This window comes from Saccharothrix coeruleofusca (assembly GCF_014648515.1).
Taxonomy (GTDB): Bacteria; Actinomycetota; Actinomycetes; order Mycobacteriales; family Pseudonocardiaceae; genus Actinosynnema; species Actinosynnema coeruleofuscum.
Genome location: NZ_BMRG01000018.1, coordinates 65,440 through 85,196 on the forward strand (window position 1 = coordinate 65,440; position 19,757 = coordinate 85,196).

The following is a 19,757-nucleotide window of genomic DNA, read 5'->3' on the forward strand; positions in this document are numbered from 1 at the left end:
CAGGTGCTCTCGTCCTTCCGACGCGCGATGCGCACGGCCTCCGGCAAGACCTCGCCCTGGTGTCCACAGTGGACTCATGGCGGTCGTCCTCGACGTGCCCGGTCGGGGCGGGACATCACCGGTGAGCCGGTTTCCGGAGGGCTCAGGAGCGCGCGGCGGCCAGGGCGGTGAGCAGGGTGTCGCGCAGCTCCGGGCGGCAGATCAGCAGATCCGGGATGCTGGGCGAGGGGTTGCCGTAGACCAGTTCGCTGCCGTCGATCCGGGAGGTGTGCGCGCCCGCCGCGGCGGACACCGCGACCGGCGCGGCGCTGTCCCACTCGTACTGGCCCCCCGCGTGCACGTAGGCGTCGGCGGCCCCGGTGAGCACCGCGACCGCCTTCACCCCGGCCGAGCCCATCGGCACCAGGTCCACGTCGACCACCTCGGCCAGCGCGTCCACCAGTGGCGGCCGGTGACTGCGGCTGACCACCACCCGAGGCCGGGGCCGAGGGGGCGCCGGGGCCAGCGCGGCTTCGTCGGTGGCGAAGGTGCGCCCGGTCGCGGGCACCGCCACCGCCCCCGCGAGCAGCTTGCCGCGCTCGGACAGCGCCACGTGCACGGCCCAGTCACCGCGCTCCCGGTCGCCGTACTCGCGGGTGCCGTCGAGCGGGTCGACGATCCACAACCTCCCCGACCGGTGCCCGTCAAGCGCCGCCTCGCCTTCCTCGGACCGCACCGCGTCGTCGGGTCGGTGCTCGCGCAAGGCGCTCACCAGCATCGCGTGCGCTCGTCGATCCCCTTCCCGGCCCAGCTCCGCGCCTGCCAGGTCGGTGCGCTCGCGGCGCACTTCCAGCAGCAGGTCTCCGGCCAGGGTGGCCAGCAGGCGGGCCAGCGAGTGGTCGTCCACGGGGCGGCTCCTGGTGGTCGGGGTCGGGCCGAGCAAGACGATATCGGCGTCGCGGCCGCGCGGGTCGCCCAGTCCGCGCACGGGACCGGCAGGATGGTCGACCGGGGGCTTCGCCCGCTACCAACCGGACAAGGAGTGGACTGGTGCGAACAGTGGTGGTCAGCGGTGGGGGGACCGGCATCGGTCGGGCGGTCGCGCTGCGCTTCGCGGCCGACGGCGAGCAGGTGGTGCTCATCGGCCGCAGGGCCGAGGTACTGGACCGGGTGGTCGTGGAGATCGCGTCCCGGCACCCAGGCGCACCGGCGGCGGTGGCGGTGGCCGCCGATCTGACCGAGCCCGCGCAGGCGGAGCGGGTGGCGGGGCGGATCGGCTCGGTGGACGTGGTGGTCAACTCGGCGGGCGGCAACGCGTTGATGAGCGCGCCGCCGGACGTGCCCGAGGGCATCGCGGGCGTGGCGTGGCACTGGGTGGAGAACTTCCGCCTCAACACGCTCACCGCGGTGCTGCTCACCGAGGCGCTGCGGGGGCGGATCGCCGATGACGGCCGGGTTGTGCTGCTCAGTTCGATCGCGGCTTACCGAGGATCGGGCTCCGGCTCCTACGGCGGGTCGAAGGCGGCCCTGCACCCGTACGCCTACGACTTGGCCGCCGCGTTGGGGCCGCGCGGCATCACGGTGAACGTGGTCGCTCCCGGCTACATCGCCGACACCGAGTTCTTCAAGGGCGGGATGTCCCCGGAGCGGGAGGAGGTGCTGGTCGGCCAGACCCACACCGGCCGCGCGGGCACGCCCGCCGACGTGGCCGAGACGGTGGCGTGGCTGGCCTCCGCGGGCGCGGCCCACGTGACCGGCCAGGTCGTCCAGGTCAACGGCGGCGCGGAGCGAGGGCGCTGATCGCGCCCGCGACCACCACCTCCGGCACGTCGGCAAGTAGTACCAGAGGTGCCCGTCCGGGCCGAGAACTACTACCCGGAGGTCCTGGACGCTCGGTGTCTGTGGGGGCGAACGCACAACTCACCTGAATGAGTGGCTGACAGATGTTGATAGTTGTCAGTCGGACGTTGTAGGTTGTCCTCACGGAGGCGCCGCGCTCGCGCCGTCGGCTCGGCGATCGGGGCAGGGTGCTCAACACTGTCCACAGTGCGCAGATTTCGTCGGGTGGAGCCGAGTGCGCGCAGTCCTGACCCTGACGCGACCACCAACTGCGGAGACCCTTCCATGAGCTCACCCACCGCTTCGCTCGCCGGCCGCACCGTGTCCCGGATCGGCTATGGCGCGATGCAGCTCGAACGCCTGCGGGGCAACCGGGACGACGCCGTCGCGCTGCTGCGCCGCGCCGTCGAGCTGGGCGTCGACCACGTGGACACCGCCCAGTTCTACGGCTTCGGCTTCGTCAACGACGTGATCCGCGAGGTGCTGGGCACCGACGACGACGTCCTGGTGGTCACCAAGGTCGGCGCCGACCCCAACCCCGGCGGGCGGGTGCCGCTGCGGCCCGCGCAGCGCCCGGAGCAGCTGCGGGCCAGTGTCGAGGACAACCTGCGCAGCCTGGGGGTGGACCAGCTGGCCGTGGTCAACCTCCGCCGCCTCGACGCCGGTCCGGGGCTGCGGCCCCACGGGGACCAGCTGGTCGACCTCGACGACCAGCTCGCGGTGATGACCGCCTTGCGCGACGAGGGCAAGATCGGCGCGATCGGCCTGAGCAGCGTCACCCTCGACGGCCTGCGCCGCGCCCTGCCCGCGGGCATCGCCTGCGTGCAGAACGCCTACAGCCTCGTCTCCCGAGGCGACGAGGACCTGCTGCGGCTGTGCGTGGCGGAGGGCATCGCCTGGGTGCCGTTCTTCCCGCTGGGCGGCGCCTTCCCCGGACTGCCCAAGGTCACCGAGGAGTCCGCCGTCCGCGCCGCGGCCGAAGCCCTGGGCGTCACCGCTTCCCAGGTCGGTCTGGCCTGGCTGCTGCACCACGCCCCGAACGTGCTGCTCATCCCCGGCACCGCCGACGCGGACCACTTGGAGGCCAACGTGGCGGCCGGTGGGATCACCTTCGACGCGGCGACGCTGGCCGCCCTCGACGCCGTGGAGTCCCGCTCCGTCGATCTCGTGCTCGACGCCGAGTGAGGGGGAGCGGGTCGTGAAGGCCATCGCCCACCGCGACAACGGCGGTCCCGAGGTGCTCCGGTTCGTGGAGCGCGACGTGCCCGAATCCGGTCCCGGTGAGGTCCGCGTCCGGGGCGTCGTGTCCGGGTCGTCGTGTCCGGGTCGTCGTGTCCGGGTCGTCGTGTCCGGGGCAGCCCGACCGACTGGCAGGCCCGCTCCGGCGCCCACCCCGAGCGGTTCCCGGAGGTCGTCCCCCACCTCGACGGCGCGGGTGTGGTCGACGCCGTCGCCGAGGTGGCACCCGGCGCGAACCTCGCGCTGGGCCTCGCCGTGCTGCGGCCTCGGGGGACGATCTCGACCTACGCCAACCTCGGTGGCGCGCCGGTCGAACTGGACGTGGCGCGGACCACGGTGCTCAACGCGCGCTTGCAGTTCCTGGTGCTCTACACGGCCGGTCCGCGGGTTCGGGCCGCGGCCGTCGAGGACGTCGCGCCATGAGCTCGACCGCGTCGCGGCGAGAGGGTGGTGAGCGGCGGAGGTGATCGCCTCCCGGTAGTTTCGGGGTGCCCCGCCCCCCCCGGCACGAAGGACGGCGATGACCCCGCACAGCGACGCCCCGTGGTGGACCTCGGCCGTGGTGTACCAGGTGTACCCGCGCAGCTTCGCCGACTCCGACGGTGACGGGATCGGCGATCTGGCGGGCATCGCCTCCCGGCTCGACCACTTGCGGCGGCTGGGCGTCGACGTGGTCTGGCTGTCCCCGGTCTACCTCTCCCCGCACGCCGACAACGGCTACGACATCGCCGACTACCAGGCGATCGACCCCGTCTTCGGCACGCTGGAGGACTTCGACCGGCTGCTGGCGCAGGTGCACGAGCGCGGCATGAAGCTGGTGATGGACCTGGTGGTCAACCACACCTCCGACGAGCACCCGTGGTTCGCGCAGTCGCGCTCCTCCCGCGACAACCCCAAGCGCGACTGGTACTGGTGGCGCCCACCGCGCGAGGGGTTCGAGCCGGGCGCGCCCGGCGCCGAGCCGACCAACTGGGAGTCGCTGTTCTCCGGCCCCGCCTGGACGCTGGACGAGGCCACCGGCGAGTACTACCTGCACCTGTTCGACCGCAAGCAGCCCGACCTCAACTGGGAGAACCCCGAGGTGCGGCGGGCGGTGCACGCGATGATGCGCTGGTGGCTGGACCGGGGCGTGGACGGTTTCCGGATGGACGTGATCAACTTCATCTCCAAGGACCCGGCCCTGCCCGACGGCGTCACCACCGGCACCGGTGCGCTGGGCGACGGGTTCCCGCACTTCTGCACCGGCCCGCGCGTCCACGAGTTCCTCCAGGAGATGCACCGCGAGGTCTTCGCGGGCCGCGAGGGGCAGTTCCTCACCGTCGGCGAGATGCCCGGCGTCACCTGGGAGGACGCCAGGCTGTTCACCGACCCGGCCCGGCGCGAGGTGGACATGGTGTTCCAGTTCGAGCACGTCTCGCTGGACCACGGGCCAGGCGGCAAGTTCGACCCGAGGCCGCTGGACCTGCGCGACCTCAAGGCGTCGCTGGGCCGCTGGCAGACCGCGTTGGCCAAAACCGGCTGGAACAGCCTGTACTGGAACAACCACGACCAGCCCCGCGTGGTCTCCCGCTTCGGCGACGACGGGCGCTGGTGGCGCGAGTCGGCCACCGCCCTGGCCACGGTGCTGCACCTGCACCGCGGCACGCCCTACGTCTACCAGGGCGAGGAGATCGGCATGACCAACGCGCCGTTCGCGGGCCTGGCGGATCTGCGCGACGTGGAGTCGCTCAACCACTACCACCGGTCGGTCGCCGAGGGGCGGTCGCCGGAGGACGTGCTGCGCGGGCTGCGCGCGATGGGGCGGGACAACGCCCGCACGCCGATGCAGTGGGACGACACCCCCAACGCCGGTTTCACCAGCGGCACGCCGTGGATCGCGGTGAACCCCAACCACACGTGGCTCAACGCCGCCGCCCAGTACGACGACCCGCGGTCGGTGTTCCGGCACTACCAGCGGCTGATCCGGCTGCGGCACACCAAACCCGTGGTGGCGCTGGGGGAGTTCCGGATGCTGCTGGCCGACGACCCGCAGGTCTACGCCTACGAACGCGCGCTCGACGGCACCCGGCTGCTGGTCGTGGCCAACCTCGGCGGCACCGGGCGGACGGTCGAGGTGGCCCCGGAGTGGTCCGCGGCCGAGGTGGTCCTGTCCAACACCGAGCCCGGGAAAGTCCACGAAGGACAGTTGGCGCTCTCCCCGTGGGCGGCCCTGGTGCTGGAGCTGACTACTTCAGCGTGAAGGCCCGGATGATCGTCTGGTCAACGGAGTTGCCCTCGTCGTCAGCCGCGCCCGCCCGCAGCGACACGTGGGCCGCGTTGGGCGGGTGCGCCAGCTCCGCCGTCCAGCGGTCGTCGTGGCGCCGGAGTTGCACCGGCTGCCAGCTCGCGCCGTCGTCATAGGACACCTCGACCCGCGTCGGACGCGCCGAGCGGGCGCCGCCGTTGTGGTCCACGGTCAGGTCGAGCACCGTCGGCGCGTCGCGCGGAGCCTGGTTCCAGTCGTCCAGCCCCGGCGCGAACCGCACGGCGAGCAGCGGCAGCGGCGTCTGCCCGACGGTCGTGCCGGACCGGAACGTCCAGTCCGCCGTGACGCGCGTGGAGACCTCGGCGGTGTCCGCGCGGAGGGCGTCGACGTGCAGCCGGTAGGTCGCGCTCCCGCCCGGCACGGCGAACTGGCCGGTGCCCGCCTGCGACCGGGCCTCGCCGACCCTCTCCTGCCCCCGGTAGAGCTCGGTGGTCCCGGAGTGCGGGCCGTAGCCGATGTGGTTGGGGGTGCTGTCGGAGTACAGCGGGATGTCGAACGCCATCCGGTCCCCGGAACGGGTGGCCAGACCGCGCGTGGACGGTGGGAACGCCGGGCCCTGGACGCCGTGGTTCCACCGCTCCACCACCGATTGGCCGCGTCGGAACACCCGCGGCGCGGCGGTGCCCTGGTGCCCGTCCCACGGGCGGTGGTGCGCGCGCGGGACCTGGGCGAACTCGCCGTGCCACGGCTGGTCCGGCGTGTAGAGCTCCTCCAGGGTGAACGGCAGCGGTCGCACCACGTCCCCGTCGCGCTCGCCGACGCGACCGGGCAGGGTGGTCGCGTGCACCGCGCTGACCACGGCCAGTTCGTCGTCACGCACGGTCCGCAGCAGGTCGGCGGGCACCCGGCCGTCCTCGACGCGGCGCAGGTGGTACAGGTACGGGCTGGTGGTGAAGCCCCCGCTGCCGCCCGGCCGGGCCATGGTCGCCTCGGCGGTGAAGGTGAACTTCCCCGGCGCGGACGTGCTGGACGGCGTGACCAGGTAGCCGTTGAAGCCGTGCAGGTGCAGCAGGAGACGCGCCTCGCCCCACTCCGCGCGCAGCGAGAACTCCGCGCTCGCCCCGCTCGACCTCGCTTCCGGGCGGTCGACGGCGAACCCGAGGGGCTTGCCCTCGCGGTGGTCCACGGTCAGCGCGGTGTCCTGCTCGACCACGAAGGCCGGTTCGACCCGGACCGACTCGGCCGGGCCGGTCCGGGTGTGCGCCTGGAGGTGGAAGTGCCCCTTGGGCAGCCGGACGACCACCGTTCCCGACTCGTCGTAGGACTGGTACGACTTCTGGTGGTCGATGCCGATGAACCGGTAGTCGTAGTCGGGCGTCGGCAGGCCGTCCGCCCCGAGGAAGGTCAGCCGCACGTCGTAGCTCTCCACCTCGCGGGTCACCGCCAGCGGAGTCCGGATGGTGCTGTCACCGCCGGTCGCGGTGACCGTTCCGCTGTAGAGGCCGTCGACGCCGTCCACCGCGGTGTCGGTGGTGACCGTGACCTCGGCCCGACCACCCGCCGGGACGGTGATCTCGCGCGGTGCGACGGTGAACATGCCGGCGGGCGCGGGAGTTCCGTCCTGGGCGCGCACGTCGGCCTCCACCGCCAGCGTCACCGGCTTGGTTCCCGCGTTGTGGTAGGTCACCACCCTGTCGACGGGCTCGTCGTCGGTGTGCGGCCATCGCACCAGGCCGTTGCCGATGGCCGCCGGGGTGGCGTGCACGACGTGGGACACCGCCCGCGCCAGGTCGACGCGACCGGCGCCCTGCTCGAAGACCGACAGCGCCGGGTCGGCCTTGGCGCTGCCGGTCAGGGCCGCTTTGACGTCCTCGGCCCGCCAGTGCGGGTACCGCGCGGCCAGGATCGCCGCGGCGCCCGCCACGTGGGGTGCCGCCATCGACGTGCCGGACACCCGCGTGTGCCGATCGCCGACCGGCTGCCCCAGCGAGCTGCCCGAGGCGCGGGCGGCCACGACGTCCACGCCGGGGGCGGTGATGTCGGGCTTGATGCCGTCGTCGGCCAGGCGCGGCCCCCGGCTGGAGAAGTCGGCCAGCGCGTCCCGCTCGTCCACCGCGCCCACGGTCAGCGCCGCGTCCGCCGCGGCGGGGCTGCCGACCAGGTCGCCGGTGTTGCCCGCGGCGACCACGAACAGGGTGCCGGTGCGCTCGGTGAGCCGGTTCACCGCCCGGGACACCGGATCGGCGCCGTCGCTGGCGGTGGCGTTGCCCAGGCTCATGTTCACCACGTCGGCGCCTTCGGCGACCGCCCACTCCATGCCCGCGATGATCGCGGACTCGAGGCCGAAACCGCTGTCCGGCAGCACCTTGCCGTTGAGCAGCGCGGCACCGGGCGCCACACCCGTGTACCGGTCGTGGCGGCCCGCGATGATCGAGGCGACGTGCGTGCCGTGCCCGTACCGGTCGGTCGGGCCGCTGGCGCTGCCGGTGAAGTCCCGCTCCCGCACCACGGCACCCGCCAGGTCGGGGTGGGTGGTGTCGACACCGGTGTCCAGCACCGCGACCGTGGCGCCCTTGCCGGTGTGCCCCGCCCGCCACGCCGAGGGCGCGCCGATCTGCGCGGCACTGCGGTCCAGATGCGGGCTCATCGGGCCGTCCAGCCAGATCCGCGTCGTGCTCGTGGCCGAGCGGGCGGACCAGAACGCGGACGACTTGGCCACCCGCACGGCGATCGCGTCGATGCTCGGCAGTTCGCGCACCGCGGTGGCGGCGGTCGGTCGGGCGTTCGAGCGCGCCACGATCAGCGGGATGTCCCGGCGGGTGGCGTCGTCGTAGCCGGTCGCGGCGAGCAGGGAGATGTTGAACAGGCGCGGGTCCAGCCACCCGGAGGCCACCGGGGCGGCGGCGTCGGAGGGCACGAGGTGGGTGTCGCCGTGCTCGTCGGTGCTCTGCCGGAACCCCATGGCCTCCCGCCCCGGCGCCGGGACCACGGTCAGGCCCCGAGGACCGCCCAGTTGCACCCGGTCACCGGTGATCAGGGTGATCGACCGGTCGGGGTGCGGGGACCACGACTGCGCCGCGGTGGCCACGTGCGGTGGTGTGCCCGACAGCAGGACACCGGCGATCAGCACGGCGGCGGAGAAGACCGCAGGACTGCGGTGGGGCGTCACGCTGCCTCCCGGATTCGGGGTTCGCGCGCGCGGACCCCGAATCCAGGAAACACCTGTGGGGGTGTTCCGTCATTCAGCGTGTTGGCGTAACGGTTGCCCGCCGCGTGGGCCGCAGCCTTCTCGCGCGTCTCGCCTTCGGAGCCGCCGTGGTCGACGGAGCGCGAGGAGGAGCCGGTGACCGAGGGGGAGCGGCGGGTGCCGCCCACGCGGCGCGGGGCGGGCTGATCGGATGCGGGTACGTCGACGAAACGCGCACCACCCCGTGGGGCACGAAACCATCACCAACGTCTGGTCCACCACAAGACGATGACGGCCCTGTACGTCCTGCTGGCCGCTCGGCGATCGTGGTCGCGGCCGGGCGTCTAGAGCTGCTACCGCGCGCTCACCCAGGGGGCCCTGATCGACGAGGTGATCCGCCGCGTCACTGGGCGCGGCACCGCGTCGCGCCGGTGATCCCACCGCCGCCCGGCACGGCGTTCGAGCCTCCCCGGTGCGGCAACCCCCCGATGCCCGCCGAGGAGGGCAACAGCGAGTAGTGGCAGTGTGCGGCTGATGTCCGGTGGTGGTGGCCGACCTCGACCGCCGGATGAGGGTGTCCTACGTGATGAACCGGATGCCGGGACAGGGTGACGAGCGCGGTCCGGGCGTCGTCGTGGCCGCTTTCCGGGCCGCGCGGGGGTGACCGCCCCGCACCCCGCTCACCTCACCACGATGGTGTGCTCCCGGCGCGGCACGAGCTCGCCGATCACCGCCGCGCCGGGGACCTCCCCGGCCAGCAGCAGCCCGCCCGAGGTCTGCGCGTCGGCCAGCAGCAGGGCGTCGTCCGCGCCGCCGAGGTCCACGTGCGGGGCCACCCAGTCCAGGTTGCGCCGGGTGCCGCCGCTGACGTAGCCGTCGCGCAGGGCCTCCCGCGCGCCGTCGAGGTAGGGCACGGCGGTCGAGTCGACCACGGCCGTCACGCCGCTGGCGCGCGCCAGCTTGTGCAGGTGCCCCAACAGGCCGAAGCCGGTGACGTCGGTGGCGCACCGGATGCCCGCCGCGACCGCGGCCCGCGAGGCGTCCCGGTTCAGCGCCGCCATGGTCTCGACCGCGTGCGGGAAGACCTCGCCGGTCGCCTTGTGGCGGTTGTTGAGCACGCCCAGGCCCAGCGGCTTGGTCAGCGACAGCGGCACGCCCGCCGCGCCCGCGTCGTTGCGCATGACCGCGCCGGGATCGACCAGGCCCGTCACGGCCAGGCCGTACTTGGGCTCCGGGTCGTCCACGCTGTGCCCGCCCGCCACGTGGCACCCGGCTTCCGCCGCCACGTCGAGCCCACCGCGCAGCACCTCGCCCGCCAGTTCCAGCGGCAGCACGTCGCGGGGCCAGCCCAGCAGGTTCAGCGCGACCACCGGCGTGCCACCCATGGCGTAGACGTCGGACAGCGCGTTGGCCGCGGCGATCCGGCCCCAGTCGTACGGGTCGTCCACGACCGGGGTGAAGAAGTCCGTGGTGGCCACCAGCGCCAGGTCGGGCCGGATGCCGACCACCGCGGCGTCGTCCCCGGTGTCCAGCCCCACCAGCAGCTGCCCGTGCGGGCGGCGCGGGGGCCGCGCCAAACCCGCGACGACGCCTTCCAGTTCTCCGGGCGGGATCTTGCAGGCGCACCCGCCGCCGTGCGCGTACTGGGTCAGTCGGATGCTCACCCCGGCAGTGTGACAAGGGACTCGCCGGGCCGCTGGGCGGAGCGATCGCGTTTCGGCGGTACCCGCCGTGGGCAGTCCGACCGTGATTGGCGCGGAGGATTGGCGCGGAGGACGACGGAGGAGGACCGCATGGGCACCGACGACAAGATCGACGCCAAGGCCGACGAGCTCAAGGGCAAGGTCAAGGAGACCGCCGGGCGCGCGACCGACGACGAGGACCTGCAGGCCGAGGGCGAGGGCGACCAGGTCAAGGGCAACCTCAAGCAGGCTGGCGAGAAGGTCAAGGACATCTTCAAGTAGTCAGCCCGCGCCTCGGCGCCCGCCCGGTCCACCGGGTGGGCGCCGAGGGCGGCCCGCGCCGTCCCCGACGTGTCGCGGCGGTCAGACCCTGGCTGGTGTGCGCGCCCGGCGCACGGCGGTCCCCAACCGCCGCACCAGTTCGTCGCACTCCCGCTCGGATATGACCAGTGGCGGCATCAGGACGACGGTGTTGTCCGTCGAGGTGATGAGCAGCCCCTCGGCCGCGCACTCCTGGTGCACCCGAGCCATCGCGGAAGCGGACAGCGGCTCGCCCGCGTCGTCGCGCAACTCGACGCCGATCATCAGGCCGACCCCTCGGACGTCGTGCACGGGTAGTTCGGCCAGCCGGTCCTGCAACCGGCTCCCGCGCTCGCGCACGGTCGCGAACAGCGTGCCGTCGGCCAGCACGTCCAGCACCGCCACGCCCGCGGCCATCGCCACCGGGTGCGCGTCGGCGGTCGAGCCGTGGGGGAACGCGAAGTCCGGCCGCGACAAGGCGGTGTCGAAGACCTCGTCCGTGGTCACCAGCGCGGCCAGCGGCACGTAGCCCGCGGTGATCCCCTTGCCCAGCACCAGCATGTCCGGCTCGACACCCTCCCACGCCATCCGGGACAGCGCGCCTGTGCGACCGAAGCCGGTGGTCACCTCGTCGGCGATCAGGTGGATGCCGTGCCGGTCGCACAGCTGCCGCACCCGCGCCAGCGCACCGGAAGGGGCGGGCACCACACCGGTGCCCAGCACCGGCTCCAGGATGATCGCGCTGACCTTATCCGGGCCCAGTCCGTCCACGGCGGCCCCCAGCGCGTCCAGGTCCCACGCGGGCACGTGGTGGACACCGGGCGGCAGGGGGCTCTGCAGCGCGTGCAGCTGCCTCTCCCCGCTGAGCGCGCTGGCCATCCCACCGGTGCCGTGGTAGCTCTTGCGGAACCCGATCACGGCCGTGCGGTCGTTCTCCCGCCGCACCTTGCGCAGGAAGCGGGACAGGAGGACCGCCGCGGTGGTCATCTGCGAGCCGGTGCTGCCGAACCGCACGTGCGACAGGCCGCCGGGCAGCGCGGACACCAGTCTCCTGGCGTACTCCAGCGAGATCGCGGGCGGCTGCCGGTAGCGGATCACCTGCCCCACCGGCAGCGCGCGCAGCTGGGTGGTCATCGCGCCCACGACGGACCGCGCGCTGTAGCCGAGCGTGGTGTTCCACAGCGCGGCCCTGGCGTCGAGGAACCGGCTGCCCGAGGCGTCCCACACCCAGCAGCCGTCGCCGCGGGTGAGCGCGCTGCCACCGATGGTGCCGTCGCGCACTTGCTCGGGGGTGATGGAGTTGTACCAGAGAGCGTCGTCGGGGTTTCTGAGCATGGGCGGTCTCCGTCTTCTTCTCCCGAGAACTGCTTGCGGTTCCAGCGAAGTGCACCGAAGCGGGGTGCTCAAGGTGGCGGCAGGTTGTGGTCAGGTCCGGTCGCGGGCAACAAGTGCGCGCGCGGCGGTACCGCGGTGGGCGATCCGGACGCCGAGCAGCACCAGCGCGCAACCCGCCCACTGCCACGCCGTCGGGTGCCCGTCCAGCACGACCGCGGCCAGCAGCACCGCCGCCACCGGCTGGAGCAGCAGGGTCAGCGACGTGACCGCAGGCGGCAGGCGGGGCATGGACCGCGAGATCAGCAGCCAGCCCACGACCTGCCCGGTCACCGCGACCGCCGCCAGCCAGCCGTGCGCGGACCAGTGCGGTGCGAAGTCCACCTGGCGCACCAGCACGCCCGTCAACGCCGTGCAGACCGCCGCGGCCCCCGCGGCGACCGCCAACGGGGTCGCCGACAGCGCGGGGTCGCCGCTGACCTCCCCGAGCGCCAGCAGGAAGCCCGCGTAGGCCGCCGCGGCGGCCAGCGCCCACAGCACCCCCGCGACCGAGACCCGACCCCCGCCACCGGACACCAGCGCCACCCCCAGCAGCACCACCAGCACCACCTGGAGGTTGACCAGCACCGTGGAGACATCCGCGCCCAGAGCGGCTATCGCGAAGTGCCAGCACACCAGGTCGACGGCGAAGAGCACACCGGCCAGCACCGCCGGGCGCGTCCGGAGCAGAGGCCACCCGCGGCGCTCGGTCCAGGCCAGCGCCGCCAGGAACGGCAGCGCGTAAGCGCAGCGGAAGACGGCCGCGGTGATCGGACCGGCGCCGCTGAGCTCGACCAGCGTCGCGGAGGAGGCGATGCAGGCCGCGCCCGCCGCCGCGGCCGAGGGCGCGCCGAGCCGGGCGTTCGGCTCGCTCACCGGCTGCGGGCCAGCCGCTTGCGGTCCACCTTCCCGTTGCCGTTCAACGGCAGCTCGCTGATCCAGCGGTACTCGCGGGGCACCATGTAGCGCGGCAGCCGAGCGCCGACCAGTTCGGCCAGCTGGCCGGGGGGTACCCGCTGCCCGGTGTAGACCGCGCGCAGGTCGCTGTCGCCGTCGAAGACCACCACCGCGTCCTCGACGACGGGGTGCTCGCGCAGCAGCGCTTCGATCTCGCCCAGCTCCACCCGGTAGCCGTGGATCTTGACCTGGCTGTCCAGCCTGCCCATGTGCAGCAGGCCGTGCTCGTCGTCCGCGCGCACCCGGTCGCCGGTGCGGTACCAGTGCTCGGTGGTCACCGCTCGCCCGCCCTCGTGGACCCTGGCCACCGCACCGGGTTCCCAGGCCAGGAAGCGCCCCGCGTTGTCAGCGGGGTCCAGGTAGCCCGCGAATCGCTGCGGACCGCGCACGCACAGCTCGCCCTCGTTCGCGGGCCTGCCGTCCTCGCCGAGCACCACGTGCTCCAGGTGGGGGTACGCCCACCCGATCGGGACGGTCTGGTTGGCAGTGCTGGGCCAGTGGTCGGCGTTCTCGGGCAGTCGGTAGCCGGTGCACGTGATGGTCAGCTCGGTGGGGCCGTAGATGTTCTCCACCGCGCTGCCGGGCGCGGCGGCCCGCCAGGCCCGCGCCTGCTGGAGGGTCAGCTGCTCGCCTGCGAACAGGCTCAGCCGCAGGCTCGGCATGGCCCCCTCGGGCAGCCTGCGCATCCGCCGGGCCAGCGAGATCACCGACGGCACCGAGAACCAGTGCGTGATCCCGCGCGCGCTGACGAAGCCCACCGGGTCGAACACCTCCTCCCGACTGGGCACCACCAGCGTCGCGCCGGAGCTCCAGGCCAGGAACATGTCGAACACCGACGGGTCGAAGGTGAGGTCGAAGGTCTGCGACAGCAGGCAGCCCGGTCCCAGCCGGTAGCGCGCCAGGTTGTGCTCCAGGTAGGCCGACAGGTTGCGGTTGGTGATGGGTACGCCCTTCGGCGCACCGGTCGAGCCCGAGGTGAACAGCACGTAGGCGGTGTCGTCGGGCAGGCCCGCGTACGGCGGCACCGGTCCCGGCTGGACTGCCTCGCCCTGGCGCAGCACGGTCCACGGGCCCGGCGGCGGTTGGGCGCCGTCCTGGACCACGACCACGTCCAGCCTCGCCAGGCGGGACGTGGTGGCGTTGCGGGAGTCCGGGAAGGCCGGGTTCAACGGCACGACCGTCGCGCCCAGCCGCAGCGCGGCCAGGTAGCCCAAGTAGGCCAGCGGCTGCCGGGCGGCCAGCAGGCCGACGGTGCGCGGCGGGCGGCCGTGCGCGCCGACCAGTTCCGCGGCCGTGCGCTCCACCGCCCGGCGCAGCCGCGCGTAGGTGAAGGCGGTTCCGCCCACGACCAGGGCGGTCCGCTCGGGGTGCCGCCGCGCGGCGGCGTCGACCAGTTCGAATGGCGTCATCTCCGCATCCCTTCTTCCGCTGGTGGTCCGAACGCGCACGACACCGGGGCGGCCCACCGGTCCGGCCAGCTCACCCAGCGCAGCCCGCGCCACCGCCCGCGGTGCTGCCCCGGCGCCACGGGCACCGTCCACGGTCGTCCGGCCAGTCCCAGGCCCAGCGCCTTGACGCAGGCCTCCTGCACCGTCCAGATCCGGGTGAACTCGCGCGCCCGCCGGTCGGCGGGCAGCCGGTCCAGCACCGCCACCGCGTCGGGGGCGCAGCACCGCCGCAGCACCGCGCGGTCGACCGGCGCGGGGCGTTCGACGTCCACACCGACCGGGCACCCCAGTCCGATGGCGGCGGCGACCAGGCCGCTGGAGTGCGAGACGGAGATGCCCACTTCGGGTCGGTCCGGCAGGTGCGGACGCCCGGACGGCTCGACGGCGATGGCGTCGTCGCCCCGACCGGTGTGCCTGCGCAGCAGCCCGCGCAGCAGGGCGCGACCGGCCAGGTGCTCACGCGCCCGCCACGGCGGCATCCCCTCCGCGGAGTCCAGACCGGACGGCGGGAGGTCGTCCAGCCGGCCGACCGCCACCCGCGTCCACCCGGTCACGGCAGCGGCTCCAGGAGTTGACGGGTGTGGGCGGCGATACCGCCGAGCATGGTGTCCGTGGTGCCTCCCGCCACGCCCCACATCGCCGCGGCGGCGCGCAGCTCGTGCAGCCCACCGGTGCCGAACGCCTCGGCCCCCCGCAGGGCGGCGCACTCGGCCAGCACCTCGTCCACCGCCTCGGCCGCCGACGCCTTCACCACCATGGCGTGCGCGGCGTCCTCGGCCGTCCGGCACAGCGCGTCCAGCCTCCGCTGCACCAGCACGCAGCGCGCGAACCGCCGACGGACGACCTCGTCGTCCCACAGCGGCGCTCCGCCTCGCCGCGCCCCGGCCAGATGGCGGTAGGTCTCGACGAGCACGCGGCGCAGCAGCGCCGCCGCCCACGCCCCGCCCACCAGGCGTTCGGCGATCATGCCGTGCGCGAACCGGGCCAGGCCCTGGCCAGGGCGGCCGACCAGGTGGGCCGCGTCCAACCGGACCTGGTCCAACCGCACGGAACCGATGCCCGAGCCGTCGAACAGCCGGGTGGTCGCGGCCTCGGTGGAGACGCCGGGGGCGTTCGCGGGCACCAGCACCGTGGTGAAGCTGGTGAAGTGCTCGCCCGGCCGGTGCCGGGCGAGCACCAGGAAGTGGTCGGCGCGGGTGGCGTTGGTGATCCACCGCTTGCCCCCGTCCACCACCACCCGGTCGCCGTCGATCCGCACCGAGGTGCCCAGCGCGGTGAGGTCGGACCCCGCGGCGGCGTCGTCGGTGGCGGCCAGCGCGACCACCGCCTCGCCGCGCAGCGCGGACTCGGCAACCGCGCGCGCCACCTCGCCGCTGCCCGCATCCAGCAGGGCGGGCAGCGCGGAGGAGATCTGCACGCACACGCCGAGCGCCACGCCCAGCGAGCACCGCGCGTCGACCTCCAGCATGAGCTCGCGCGCCCGCGTCAGGTCGACCCGCACGCGGCTGCCGCTGTCCCGGTACAGCTCGCGCAGCGCGCCGCGCTCACCGAGGGCGCGCCAGATCCCCTCAGCGCAGGTGCCGGGCAAAGCGCACCTCCTGGTCCATCAGCACCAGGGCGCCGTCGGCCGCGCGCAGCCGGTCGTTGCTGTAGTTCAGCGGTGCGGACCGCAGGTCGCGCAGCGCGCGTTCCAGCGCCAGCGGCGAGTTCCTCAGGTAACCGTGCCGCATGCCCACCAGCTCGACCAGGTCCTCGACCGCGGCGACGCACTGCTCCGACGCGGTCAGCTTGACCGCGTTGAGCAGCAGCTGCACGGGGTGCGACGCCGGGTCGGCACCGCTCGCCAGCACCGAGACGGCGTGCTGGATCAGCGAGTGCACGCCGTCCAGCCGCTCGCGGACCCGTGAGAGCCGGTGCAGCAGCAGGTCCGAGCCCAGGTCCCGGCGCTTGCGCTCAGCGGGTTCGCGCAGCATCCGCACCGTGCGCGCCAGCGCGCCCGAGGCCGCGCCCAGCCAGCACGCCGCCCACCCCAGGTGCGCGTACGGCGCGAAGCACAGCACCGCCATCTCCGGGAACTTCCCGTGTTCGCCCACCACCTGGTCGGCGGGCACATCACCGGTGATGCGCATCGGCACGCTGTGCGTGGCGCGCATCCCCAGCGGGTTCCAGCCGCCCTCGGCGGTCAGCTCGACCTGGTCGCGATCGGCGTAGACCAGGGAGACCTGGCCGGGGGACACCGCGCCGGGCCGTCGCATGGTGATCAGGAACCCGTCCGCGTGCAGGCCACCGGTCACGACGGGGGCGAACCGGTCGACGTGCAGCACGTCCCGGTCGGCGCTCAGCTCCGCGCCGGAGGACAGCAGGTGCCCGCCCGTGCCCGCCTCGGTGGTCACCGACGCCAGGTAGACCTCGCCGCGGGCGACGCCTGGCAGGACGTTCCGCGCCAGTCCGGGGCCCGCGAACCGGGCCAGCGTCGCCACCTGCTGGCAGTGCATGGTGAAGATCATCCCGACGGACGTGCAGTCGCGGGACAGCGCGGAGCTGACCCGCACCACGTCGGCGGTCGTGCCCCCCGCCCCGCCGTGCTCGACCGGAACCGGGAGGCCCAGCAGTCCGGTCTCCCGCATCGCGGTCAGCGCCTCCACCGGGAAGCGGGCCAGCTCGTCGGTCTCGGCCGCGTGCCGCGCGGCGACTTCCCGCACCACGGCGACCTGGTGGTCCACGTCGTGCGGCGTTGTCAGGGTCATGACAGATCACCCGCCATCGCGAAGGGTTGGGGGAGTGCGGCGGCCAGCCGCTCGCGCCGCACCGCCAAGCGGGTGCTCTCCAGCACCCGGCCGCCGTCCACGACGACCTCGGCGGGCATGGGGTGGCCCAGGAACAGCGCCAGGCTGGCGGACAGGCCGTAGGCGCCCACGTTGGGCACCACGGCGACCTCACCGGGGCGGAAGTCGGGCACCGCTGCCGACCGGGTCCAGCTGTCCAGCGGCGTGCACAGCGGTCCGACGGCCAGCGCGCCGTCCTCGCCCGCCGCCGCCCCGGTGACACCCGGTCGGTTCGGGTCGACCAGGTCCGGTGAGATGACCGGGACCCGGCGCAGGCCCGACATGCCGCCCAGGTGGTTGATGCCGGACTCGAACACGACGATCCGCTTGCCGTGCGACCACTTGACCTCCAGCGCCCTGGTCACCAACCTGCCGCAGGTGGAGGTGAGGTAGCGGCCGGACTCGAAGACCACCTCGGGCGCACCGCCGCGCCAGCCGGGGAAGTCCCGGTCCAGCAGCGCCGCCACCCGCGCGGCCAGGGTGGGGAACCGGGGCAGCTCGCCCGCGTGCGCGTACGGCGCGCCGAACCCGCCGCCGAGGTCGAGTGTGCGGAAGGACGTGCCCAACCGGTCGCGCAGCCGCGCGGCCACCCCGATCGCGATGGTGAACTGCTCAACCAGGTGGTCCTCGTCGGTCATGTTGGTGGCCATGTAGAGGTGCAGCCCCACCAGGTCCAGGTTCGCGCGGCCGGTGAACGCCCGCGGCCTGCCCGCCACCCAGTCGACGTCCGCGCCGAACTGCGAGGGCACCCCCGTCATCGCCAGGCCCACGCCCGGCACCGGCTCGTTGGCGTTGACCCGGAGCAGGTACCGCAACCGCACGCCGTGCTCGCCCGCGATCCCGTCGAGCTGGTCCAGCGAGCGGGGCGAGTCCGCGGAGAACTCGCGCACCCCCAGGGCCACGGCGCGACGCACGTCCTCGTCGCGCTTGGCGGGCCCGGTGTAGAGCACCTCCGCGGCGGGGAAGCCCGCGTCCAGCGCGGCGCGCAGCTCGCCGGGCGAGCTGACCTCGGCCCGGCAGCCCCGGTCTCGCAGGCAGCCCAGCAGCGCGGGGTGCGGGTTGGCCTTGAGCGAGTAGTACAACCCGCTGGGACGAGGCAGCGCGCGGCGCAGCAGTTCGTGCGACCGGCGCACCTCGGCCAGGTCGTACACGTAGGCGGGGGTGTCGAGCGCGGCCAGGTCGATCTCAGGCATCGGTGCTCTCCCTCAGCAGCGCCAGCAGCGCCTTCTTGTCGGTCTTGCCGTTGGCGTTCACCGGCAGCGCGTCGAGCACCAGGCACCGCGCGGGCACCTTGAAGTCCTCCAGCCGCGCCGCCAGCAGGCGCAGCACCTGACCCGGCTCCACCGTCGCGGCGACGACCAGGACCGCGTGGTCCCGCTCCGGTGCGGGCGGCAGCACGGCCGCGGCGTCCACGCCGTCCAACCCGCGCGCCGCCGCCTCCACCTCCACCGCGCTGACCCGGAAGCCCTGCTGCTTGTAGACGTCGTCGCGCCTGCCCAGGAAGTGCAGGTGGCCGTCCTCGTCCAGCCAGCCGTAGTCACCGCTGCGCAGCTCCGGGAACAGGCCGTCCACCAGCGGAAAGCGCTGCGCGCTCAGCTCAGGCCTGCGCCAGTAGCCCGCCATCACGTGCGGGCCGCGCACGGTGAGCTCGCCCGGCTCACCGTCGGGCAGGCGGTTGCCTCGCTCGTCGACGGTGAAGACCTCGGTGCCCGGCAGCGGTCTGCCGACCGCGTCGGGGCGCGCCAAGTCCTCGTCCGGGTCCATGATGGACACCCGCTTGCACTCGGTGAGGCCGAACATCAACTGCACCCGCAGGCGCGGAAGCAGTGCGCGCAGGCCTCGCAGCACGTCACGCGACACCGCGGCCCCGGTGTTGGTCATCAGCCGCAGCGGGGCGGTCCGCGAGGGATCGCGCCGCAGCAGCCGCAGCAGCGCCGCCGCGACCGGCGGCACCGCGGGCAGCACGGTGGCCCGCACCCGCGCCAGGTTCGAGACCAGGCTGGGACCTGCCTCCGCGGCGTCGCCGACCACCACATGCGATCCGCCGAGGACGCCGAGGAACAGTTGGTAGAGGCCGTAGTCGAAGGACAGCGGCAGCGGGCAGTAGACCACGTCGTCCGGCTGGTAGCGCAGCCGCGAGTGGATCGCCTCGGCGGCGAACACGACCTGGGCGTGGGTCGACACGACCGCCTTGGGCAGCGCGGTGGTGCCGGAGGTGTAGATCAGCAGCACCGGGTCCACCGCGAGCGGGGGCACGCCACCGGCCCGCTCGCCCGTCTCGACGCCGGACCGATCGGTCAGCTCCTCCAGCGACACGACCGCGATGCCGCGCTCCCGCGCCGTCCTCCCGGCTTCGGGGTCGGCGGTGACCAGCAGACCGGGACCACAGTCGTCCAGGATGTGCTCGAGCGCGTGGCCGCGCACCTGCTCGTGAATCACCGCCAGGGCCACGCCGACGCGCGAAGCCCCAAAGACCAGGGCGGCCAACCGGGGGTCGTTCGGCGTGCGGACGACCACGCGGTCGCCCCGCCGCAGGCCGCACCTGACCAGCTCGGCCGCCACGCCCAGGCTGAGCGAGCGCACCTGCCGGTAGTCCAGTTCCAGGCCCTTGCCGCTGAACGCGGGCGCCGCACCGCGCCGTTCGACGGCTTCGTCGAGCAGTTCGTGCACCAACCGCGCCACCGC

General features: G+C 73.9%; 16 protein-coding genes. 5 read left to right on the forward strand and 11 right to left on the reverse strand.

Annotated elements, in window-relative coordinates; genetic code table 11:
- Positions 1-142: 142 nt before the first annotated feature.
- Positions 143-886, reverse strand: coding sequence for a 3'(2'),5'-bisphosphate nucleotidase CysQ (locus IEZ00_RS30020; RefSeq protein ID WP_189226733.1), 744 nt, complete (start codon positions 884-886; stop codon positions 143-145).
- 143 nt (positions 887-1,029) lie between these two features.
- Between IEZ00_RS30020 and IEZ00_RS30025 the strand changes: the two genes are divergently transcribed.
- The 4 genes from IEZ00_RS30025 to IEZ00_RS30040 all read left to right on the forward strand — a co-directional run bounded on the left by IEZ00_RS30025 (position 1,030) and on the right by IEZ00_RS30040 (position 5,296).
- The gene (locus IEZ00_RS30025) at positions 1,030-1,779 is read left to right on the forward strand and encodes an SDR family NAD(P)-dependent oxidoreductase (RefSeq protein ID WP_306344707.1); all 750 of its coding nucleotides are present in this window, start codon (positions 1,030-1,032) and stop codon (positions 1,777-1,779) included.
- A gap of 324 nt (positions 1,780-2,103) precedes the next feature.
- The gene (locus tag IEZ00_RS30030) at positions 2,104-3,003 is read left to right on the forward strand and encodes an aldo/keto reductase (RefSeq protein ID WP_189226734.1); all 900 of its coding nucleotides are present in this window, start codon (positions 2,104-2,106) and stop codon (positions 3,001-3,003) included.
- Positions 3,004-3,135: 132 nt separating this feature from the next.
- The gene (locus IEZ00_RS30035) at positions 3,136-3,480 is read left to right on the forward strand and encodes an MDR/zinc-dependent alcohol dehydrogenase-like family protein (RefSeq protein WP_189226735.1); all 345 of its coding nucleotides are present in this window, start codon (positions 3,136-3,138) and stop codon (positions 3,478-3,480) included.
- A gap of 97 nt (positions 3,481-3,577) precedes the next feature.
- Positions 3,578-5,296, forward strand: a complete 1,719-nt coding sequence (locus IEZ00_RS30040; RefSeq protein ID WP_189226736.1) for an alpha-glucosidase — start codon at positions 3,578-3,580, stop codon at positions 5,294-5,296.
- On the opposite strand, the gene IEZ00_RS30045 is transcribed toward IEZ00_RS30040, so the two are convergent.
- Both IEZ00_RS30045 and selD read right to left on the reverse strand, forming a co-directional pair.
- Positions 5,283-8,471, reverse strand: coding sequence for a S8 family peptidase (locus IEZ00_RS30045; RefSeq protein WP_189226737.1), 3,189 nt, complete (start codon positions 8,469-8,471; stop codon positions 5,283-5,285). The genes IEZ00_RS30040 and IEZ00_RS30045 overlap by 14 nt on opposite strands.
- A gap of 698 nt (positions 8,472-9,169) precedes the next feature.
- The gene (gene selD, locus IEZ00_RS30050) at positions 9,170-10,153 is read right to left on the reverse strand and encodes a selenide, water dikinase SelD (RefSeq protein WP_189226738.1); all 984 of its coding nucleotides are present in this window, start codon (positions 10,151-10,153) and stop codon (positions 9,170-9,172) included.
- A 129-nt stretch (positions 10,154-10,282) separates the two neighbouring features.
- Here selD and IEZ00_RS30055 point away from each other — a divergent pair, with 129 nt between their 5' ends.
- On the forward strand, positions 10,283-10,453 hold the full coding sequence (locus IEZ00_RS30055; protein WP_189226739.1) for a CsbD family protein: 171 nt from the start codon (positions 10,283-10,285) through the stop codon (positions 10,451-10,453).
- A gap of 81 nt (positions 10,454-10,534) precedes the next feature.
- Here IEZ00_RS30055 and IEZ00_RS30060 read toward each other — a convergent pair whose 3' ends face one another.
- From IEZ00_RS30060 to IEZ00_RS30095, 8 genes are all read right to left on the reverse strand, one after another.
- Positions 10,535-11,806: an aminotransferase family protein gene (locus IEZ00_RS30060; RefSeq protein ID WP_189226740.1), complete on the reverse strand. Its 1,272-nt coding sequence runs from the start codon at positions 11,804-11,806 to the stop codon at positions 10,535-10,537.
- Positions 11,807-11,896: 90 nt separating this feature from the next.
- Complete coding sequence (locus IEZ00_RS30065; RefSeq protein ID WP_189226741.1) at positions 11,897-12,718, reverse strand: EamA family transporter; 822 nt, start codon at positions 12,716-12,718, stop codon at positions 11,897-11,899.
- Entirely contained in the window at positions 12,715-14,208 is a 1,494-nt protein-coding gene (locus IEZ00_RS30070) for an AMP-binding protein (RefSeq protein WP_189226742.1), read from the reverse strand. The genes IEZ00_RS30065 and IEZ00_RS30070 overlap by 4 nt, the downstream gene beginning before the upstream one ends.
- Complete coding sequence (locus IEZ00_RS30075) at positions 14,205-14,801, reverse strand: 4'-phosphopantetheinyl transferase family protein (protein WP_209619431.1); 597 nt, start codon at positions 14,799-14,801, stop codon at positions 14,205-14,207. Before IEZ00_RS30075 ends, IEZ00_RS30070 begins: the two co-directional genes overlap by 4 nt.
- Positions 14,798-15,835 (reverse strand): acyl-CoA dehydrogenase family protein, encoded by a 1,038-nt coding sequence (locus IEZ00_RS30080; protein WP_229796229.1) that lies wholly within the window; start codon positions 15,833-15,835, stop codon positions 14,798-14,800. The genes IEZ00_RS30075 and IEZ00_RS30080 overlap by 4 nt, the downstream gene beginning before the upstream one ends.
- Positions 15,816-16,994 (reverse strand): acyl-CoA dehydrogenase family protein, encoded by a 1,179-nt coding sequence (locus tag IEZ00_RS30085; RefSeq protein ID WP_189226743.1) that lies wholly within the window; start codon positions 16,992-16,994, stop codon positions 15,816-15,818. Before IEZ00_RS30085 ends, IEZ00_RS30080 begins: the two co-directional genes overlap by 20 nt.
- Positions 16,991-18,265 carry a type III PLP-dependent enzyme domain-containing protein gene (locus IEZ00_RS30090; protein WP_189226744.1) on the reverse strand — a complete coding sequence of 425 codons (1,275 nt, stop codon included), beginning with the start codon at positions 18,263-18,265 and terminating at the stop codon, positions 16,991-16,993. Before IEZ00_RS30090 ends, IEZ00_RS30085 begins: the two co-directional genes overlap by 4 nt.
- Positions 18,258-19,754, reverse strand: coding sequence for a class I adenylate-forming enzyme family protein (locus IEZ00_RS30095; protein WP_189226745.1), 1,497 nt, complete (start codon positions 19,752-19,754; stop codon positions 18,258-18,260). The genes IEZ00_RS30090 and IEZ00_RS30095 overlap by 8 nt, the downstream gene beginning before the upstream one ends.
- Positions 19,755-19,757: the final 3 nt, after the last annotated feature.